Origin of the sequence: Actinacidiphila sp. bgisy167 (assembly GCF_965342175.1) — a bacterium.
Classification (GTDB): Bacteria; Actinomycetota; Actinomycetes; order Streptomycetales; family Streptomycetaceae; genus Actinacidiphila.
In genome coordinates this window covers 48,622-54,919 of sequence record NZ_CBDRBL010000038.1, presented here as the reverse complement: position 1 = coordinate 54,919, position 6,298 = coordinate 48,622, and the positions used below count along the sequence as shown (strand labels likewise).

Annotated in this window: 7 protein-coding genes; 3 read left to right on the top strand and 4 right to left on the bottom strand. The window is 73.7% G+C overall.

Annotated elements, in window-relative coordinates; all coding sequences use genetic code 11:
• Positions 1–1,179: FAD-binding oxidoreductase (locus ACRWND_RS16665; protein ID WP_431950008.1), on the top strand; the 1,179-nt coding region annotated here is incomplete at its 5' end.
• 137 nt (positions 1,180–1,316) lie between these two features.
• Positions 1,317–2,297: an RNA polymerase sigma factor gene (locus ACRWND_RS16660; protein WP_431950006.1), complete on the top strand. Its 981-nt coding sequence runs from the start codon at positions 1,317–1,319 to the stop codon at positions 2,295–2,297.
• 52 nt (positions 2,298–2,349) lie between these two features.
• Here ACRWND_RS16660 and ACRWND_RS16655 read toward each other — a convergent pair whose 3' ends face one another.
• Positions 2,350–2,850 (bottom strand): lamin tail domain-containing protein, encoded by a 501-nt coding sequence (locus tag ACRWND_RS16655; protein ID WP_431950004.1) that lies wholly within the window; start codon positions 2,848–2,850, stop codon positions 2,350–2,352.
• A 397-nt stretch (positions 2,851–3,247) separates the two neighbouring features.
• Here ACRWND_RS16655 and ACRWND_RS16650 point away from each other — a divergent pair, with 397 nt between their 5' ends.
• A complete protein-coding gene (locus ACRWND_RS16650; protein WP_431950002.1) occupies positions 3,248–3,754 on the top strand; it encodes a tetratricopeptide repeat protein in 507 nt (168 codons plus the stop codon).
• 234 nt (positions 3,755–3,988) lie between these two features.
• Here ACRWND_RS16650 and ACRWND_RS16645 read toward each other — a convergent pair whose 3' ends face one another.
• From ACRWND_RS16645 to ACRWND_RS16635, 3 genes are all read right to left on the bottom strand, one after another.
• Positions 3,989–4,180, bottom strand: a complete 192-nt coding sequence (locus tag ACRWND_RS16645) for a hypothetical protein (protein ID WP_431950000.1) — start codon at positions 4,178–4,180, stop codon at positions 3,989–3,991.
• Position 4,181: 1 nt separating this feature from the next.
• The gene (locus tag ACRWND_RS16640; RefSeq protein ID WP_431949998.1) at positions 4,182–5,438 is read right to left on the bottom strand and encodes an MFS transporter; all 1,257 of its coding nucleotides are present in this window, start codon (positions 5,436–5,438) and stop codon (positions 4,182–4,184) included.
• A gap of 83 nt (positions 5,439–5,521) precedes the next feature.
• Positions 5,522–6,106 carry a helix-turn-helix domain-containing protein gene (locus ACRWND_RS16635; RefSeq protein WP_431950010.1) on the bottom strand — a complete coding sequence of 195 codons (585 nt, stop codon included), beginning with the start codon at positions 6,104–6,106 and terminating at the stop codon, positions 5,522–5,524.
• Positions 6,107–6,298 lie beyond the last annotated feature (192 nt).

Below are 6,298 nucleotides of genomic sequence, written 5' to 3'. Positions count from 1 at the left end.
CTAGCCCCGCAGCGGCGGCGCCCCTTCCTCGCACTGGACCTACGCCGGATGAACCGCCTGCTGTCGCTCGACCCCGTCTCGCGGACCGCGATCCTCCAACCGGGGCTGCGCGCTCCCGAGGCCGAGGCGCTCCTGGCGGAACAGGGCTTCACGCTCGGCCACTTCCCCCAGTCCTACGAGTGGGCCACCATCGGCGGATTCGCCGCCGCCCGCTCCAGCGGCCAGGCGTCCGCCGGCTACGGGCGCTTCGACGAGATGGTGCTGGGCCTGACCGTCGCCACCCCGCGGGGCACCCTCGACGCCGGCCGGGCCCCGCGTTCCGCGGCCGGCCCCGACCTGCGGCAGCTGGTCCTCGGCTCCGAGGGCGCGCTCGGCGTCATCACGTCCGTGACGGTGCGGATCCGCCCCGTTCCCCAGGCCAAGGTCTACGAGGGCTGGCGCTTCGCCTCCTTCGCCGAGGGCGCCGCGGCCCTGCGCCGGCTCGCCCAGGACGGGCCCCGCCCCACGGTGCTTCGCCTGTCGGACGAGACCGAGACGATGGTCGGCCTCGCCCAGCCCGACGCCATCGGCGCGGGAGGGTCCGCGCCCGCCGGATGCACGGCGATCGCCGGCTACGAGGGCACCGCGCAGGACACCGCGTCGCGCCGGGGACAGGCCGCGGCCGTCCTGCGCGCCTGCGGCGGCGCGTACCTGGGCGAGGAGCCCGGCGAACGCTGGGCGCGCGGCCGGTTCTCCGCCCCGTACCTCCGGGACGCGCTCCTCGACGCGGGCGCCTTCGCCGAGACCGTCGAGACCGCCGCCTTCTGGTCCCGGATCCCGGAGCTGTACGACGCCGTGCGTGAGGCGCTCACCGGCACCCTGTCCGCGGCCGGCACCCCGCCGCTGGTGATGTGCCACATCTCGCACGTCTATGAGAACGGCGCTTCGCTCTACTTCACCGTCGTCTCCGCGCAGGGCGAGGACCCCGTGGCGCACTGGACCCCCGCCAAGGAGGCCGCCAACGACGCCATCCTCTCCGCGGGCGGCACCATCAGCCACCACCACGGCGTGGGCACGGACCACCGCGACTGGTACGTCCGGGAAGCGGGGCCGCTCGGCGTGGAGGCCCTGCGCGCCGTCAAGGACGCGCTCGACCCCGACGGGCTGCTCAATCCCGGCATCCTGCTGCCCGTCCCCTGACCCTGCTGGCGGCCCGGGCACGGGCGCTCGCGTGCCGTCGGCCCGCCATCACCGCACGTCGCCCTAGCCGCCGGCCCCCCCGGGTGCGTTTCCGGGTCGCCGCAGCGACGCCGTAGCATCCGCTGAGGAGCGACGACATGGGAAGGGACGCGATGGAACCGGACGTGACCGTGGCAGCACGCACGGAGGACGTGGCGCTCACCCGCGCCGCGCAGGCCGGTGACGTCACGGCGCTCGGCCTGCTCCTGGGGCGGCACCAGGCGGGAATGCGGGCCGTCGCTCTGAGCATCCTGGGCCCGGGGCCCGATGTGGACGACGTGCTGCAGGACGCCGCGCTCACGGCGCTGCGCCGCATCGGCGACCTGCGCGACCCCGCGGCGGTCGGGCCGTGGCTGCGCATGGTCGTCCGCAACGGCGCGCGCTCCCTGCTGCGCGGTACGGTCGCCGCCGCGCCGGTCGACGACCTCGTCCTGCGCGCGGCCGACTCCGGTCCCGAGCGATGGCTGGAGCGCACCGCGCTGCGGGACTGGATCTGGGAGGCCATCGAGCAGCTCTCCCCGGCCCTGCGGCTGCCGCTCGTGCTACGGCACTTCACCACCGGCGTCAGCTCGTACGACCAGATCGCCTCCGCCTGCGGGCTTCCCGTCGGCACGGTCCGCAGCCGGCTCAGCCAGGCTCGCGCCAAGCTCACCCAGGCTCTCGCCGACACCGCGGAGAGCGCCCACGACGACACCGCCCGGCGTACCCGCGCCAGCGCGGCCGAGGCCCACGAGACACTGGCCGCGGCCGAGAGCGGCCACTTCGCCGAACTGCTGCGCGAGCGCTGGTCACCCGAGGTCGCCCTGCTGCGTGGCAAGCAGCGGGTGGGTGGCCGGAACTTCCTGATCCGCGGCATGGAGTGCGACCTGGCCGACGGCGTCCGCCAGCGGCTCGCCCACGCCGTCGCCGGGCAGTCGCTCGCCATCTGGGAGATGGACATCGTCAATCCCCCGGACAACCCCGACCACTGCCCGCCCACCGTCGCCTGGCTGATGACCCATGACGCGACGGGACGGGTCGAGCACCTGCGCCTGCACCACCCCCGCCCCGTGCCCGTCCCCGACGTCGCGGCCGCCTGAGCGGAACGGGGCGGGCCGGGGTGGGCTGACCGGGGACGGGGGTGGCCGCGGCTCAGCGGTGGAAGCGGATGTAGCCGTTGCCGTCCGCGTCCGAGCCGCGCTTGGTGTAGGCGTGGACGTCGGCGCGGCTGCCCGAGGGCTTGTAGAGGTAGATCGTGTCGCGGTCGTTGTTCCACAGGAAGTTGCAGTTGTCGCGGTAGACCACGTTGTTCTTGTCGGAGTCCGTGCCGTGGCCGCCGCGGAGCTTCACGTAGTCGCCGGGCTGGAGGTAGTGGTTCGCGGTGAAGCGGAAGCGGTTGCCGGTGGCGTCCTTGACGACGTAGCCCTTGAGGTTGACCGTGGCCGAGGCGGAGTAGTTCCTGATCGTCAGGTACTCGGCGCGGGTGTTGCCGGAGGAGCAGCTGTTGGAGTCGCGCCCGGGGGCGTCGTACTGCGCCCCGAGGACTTTGAGAGCCGAGCTGTACTCGGCGGCGTGCGCCTGGGTCGGTATGAGAACGGCGGTGGCGCAGGCCGCGGCGAACGCGGCCACGCCGATACGGGCGTGCTGGGACATGGGTATCCCCCCTGTTGGGACAGAGCCGGGCGCGTCACGCGCGCGGCGGAAGCAGGACCCTACATCAGGAGCCCGGCCGCGGGGCCGTCGGCTCTCGAACCGGCTCGTCAGAGCCGTCGTCGGACGTCGTGGGCCTGTGGCCCGTCCACTCCGTTCGCGCGTGAACGGCGCGCGCGGAGCGGGCGGAGGACGCGTGGCGGGTGCGCCGACCGCCCGTCGTGCCGGGAACGCGGACCCCTCGTCGACGCCTTACGAGGTGTCACATCACGCCAGGGCGACGGACGTCGGACGTGACGGGACGTGTCGGGACGTGACCTATGGGACGCGGTCGTTCCCCGTAGGTTCCGCACCGCGCAAGGGCGTGCCCCACAGGGCGGGGTGCTGCCAGGATGTGCGCATGAGCGAGAAGGCACAGGGGCGCGACGAACTGCTGGCGGCCGCGGTGGGGTTGCGTCAGCGCGGGGACGCGGAGGCGGCGAGGGAGCGGCTGGTCGCCGCGGTGGAACGGTTCCCCGGGGACGCGGAGGTGGCCTACCAGGCGGCGTGGGCACACGACGTGCTGGGCCTGGAGGCCGAGGCGGTGCCCTACTACGAGCAGGCCCTGCGCGGCACGGGGCTGTCGGAGGACGACCGGCGCGGCGCGCTACTGGGCCTGGGCAGCACCTACCGGGTCCTGGGCCGGTACGACGAGGCGGTGCGGCTGCTGCGTGCGGCCGTCATGGACTTCCCCGGCGACGGCGCGCTGCGGACCTTCCTGGCGATGGCCCTGTACAACACCGGCGGACACCGGGAGGCCATGCGGATCCTGCTGACGCTGCTGGCCGACAGCAGCTCCGACCCGGACATCGCACGCTACCGGCGGGCCGTGGCCTCCTACGCGGAGGACCTCGACGCCACCGTGTGACCTGGTGACCTGGCCGCGCGGGGCGCGTGCCCGCTCGCGTGGGCACCGCGCCCGCCGCCCGGGTCCGAACCACCGTCCGCCGGGCGGCACTTCGGATGCCGGAGCGAGAGCGGGCCGGGCGGCGAAGCCCGCCGCGCACATGCATGCGCCGTCCCGCGAGCGCCGGGTGCCGCCGGATCCACGACGGCACCGTCCGTGCCGCCGCGTCCCCCCCCGGTGGGACGCGGCGGAGCCTCAGCGGCGCAGGAGACGGCGGCTGACGACGGCGCAGATACCGATGAGCACCGCGGCGAAACCGAGGAGCGCCAGCCGCTGCGAGACGTACAGCGTGCCCACGCCGAGCCTGAGGACGGGCACCGACAGGCCGATGTACGCGGTCAGGAAGAGCCGTCGAAGGAGCCTGCCCGGCGAGGTCCTCCCGGGCATGTCACGCCGTGGCGTCCGCCTCCCGTGCGGCGCCTTCCCCGGGGTGCCGCCGCGTGGCGCCGCTCCCGGCCGGACGGTCCATCTCGCGCCATTCCGGCCGCAGTCCCGCCAGGCTGGTGATCAGTAGGTACACGGCCCCGCAGGCGAGCAGCACCGGCACGAGCCCGGCGGACGCCACCGCGGCCCCGGCGGCCAACCCGCCGAGTGGGATGCCCGCCCAGGCCAACGAGTCGCCGAGGGCGCCCACCCGGCCCAGCATCCGGCGCGGCACCCGCTCGAGAAGGACCGCTCCCAGCACGGGGTTGAGGAAGCCCGAGCCGAAACCGCTGACGGCGAAGACGGCCAGCACCGCTCCCAACGGGACGTCGAGGGTGAGGATCAGGAACCTCGGCGCTCCCGCCAGCAGGAAGCCGATCAGGAACACCGCCCGGCGTCGCAGGCGGTGAGCGGCCATCGCGGCGATCAGGCTCCCGGCCACCGCGGCGGCCCCCATCACGCTGCCGGTGAGGCCGATCACGGCCGGCCCGTTGCCGGACTCCTTCGCCCAGACGGGCCTGAGGACCGTCGTGAACGCCGCGTCCAGCAGGTTGGTGACGCTCACCATGGCGATGACGACGAGCAGCAGCGGCTCGCCCCGCAGAAAGGCGAAGCCCGCGCCGAAGCGTTTCCAGTAGCCCTCGTCCTCCCCTCCAGGGTGCGGCGACGCGCACTCGGCCGGACCCGCCGCACGGCGGGGGAGCGCCAGCGCGATGATCAGCGAACCGAAGGCGAAGCTGCCCGCGGTGACGACGAGCCCCGTCAAGGGGCCGAGCAGCGCCACGAGGGAACCGCCGACCGCCGGGCCCACGGTGGAGGCCAGTCGCTCCGTCGCGCCCGACAGGCCGGCGGCCCGCTCCAGCCGGACCCCGGCGCGTTCGGCGGCTTCCGGGACCATGACCTCCTTGGCAAGGTCCCCGGGTCCGCGGGTGGCGCCGATCACCGCGACCAGGGCCAGCAGGAGCGGAAAGGACAGCAGGTCCGCGGCATGGAGCAGGACGACGGCGGCGGCCGCGGTCGCGCTGGTGAGGTCCGTGGTCCAGGAGACGGCCCGGGAGCCGACCCGGTCCACCAGTGGTCCGGCCAGCGCCTTGACCACCACGTAGGGGAACATTTCGCAGAAGGCGACGAGCCCGGTCCGGGTGGCGCTGCCGGTCGTGACGAGCACGAACCAGGGCAGGGCGACCGCCGACACCGCCGTGCCGCTCAGCGAAACGGCCATCGCAGCCAGCACTCCGACCAGAGGCCGCAAGGACCGCCGACCGGATATGCCTGGCGTGTCCGGGGCACTCAGGGGCCGCTCCTTCACGAAGTCCCCGTTCCTGACCCCGTCTCAGGACCGGTGTGCCGCTCCGGCGCCGCGGGTGCGTCCGGTTCCGGCAGGAGCTGGGTGATGACGCCGACCCGCTCGGCCCTCGCAGGGGCATCCGCCGCGGCCTCGGGAGTGTCCCTCCGGTACCGGGCGAGGACGGCTCGCAACTCCAGCCCCAGGGCGACGGCCTCCTCGGGCGTGAGCCGCAGGGCCCAGTCGCTCAGGTCGAAGGCGTCCCGCCACACGCGGGGCATCGTCTGCAGCTCGTTCAGCGTCTGCTGGGTGCGCACGGTGTACGTGGCGGCCACGGACTGCAGGAAGGCCAGGGTGGCCTCGGGCTCTCGATCGACCAGCTCCCGGTCGTTGAGTCGTGTCGTCTGGTGCACCGCTCGCCACCAGCGCTCGCGCGCGTTGCCGCGCTCCGCGTCCTCCTCGACGAAACCGGCCGCGCCGAGTTGGCGCAGGTGATAGCTGGCGGTGCCGGAATTCACGCCCAGCCGTTCGGCGAGGCGGGTGGCCGTGGACGGGCCGTACTTCCTCAGCAGTCCGATGAGCTGGACACGCACCGGATGCGCCATGGCGCGCAGCCCCTTGGCGTCCAGGACGACCGAGTCGTCCTCAACCGGGCCTTCCCGTCTGTTCGTTGAGTCGGTCACACCGCACAGGCTAGACCGCGAAGAAGTGTTTGCAAAGAGATCTTTGCAAACACTTCTTCGCGGTCCCTCCGCGCGGATGGCGCCTTAGTTGCTGCTAACATGCAAGTGAAGGTA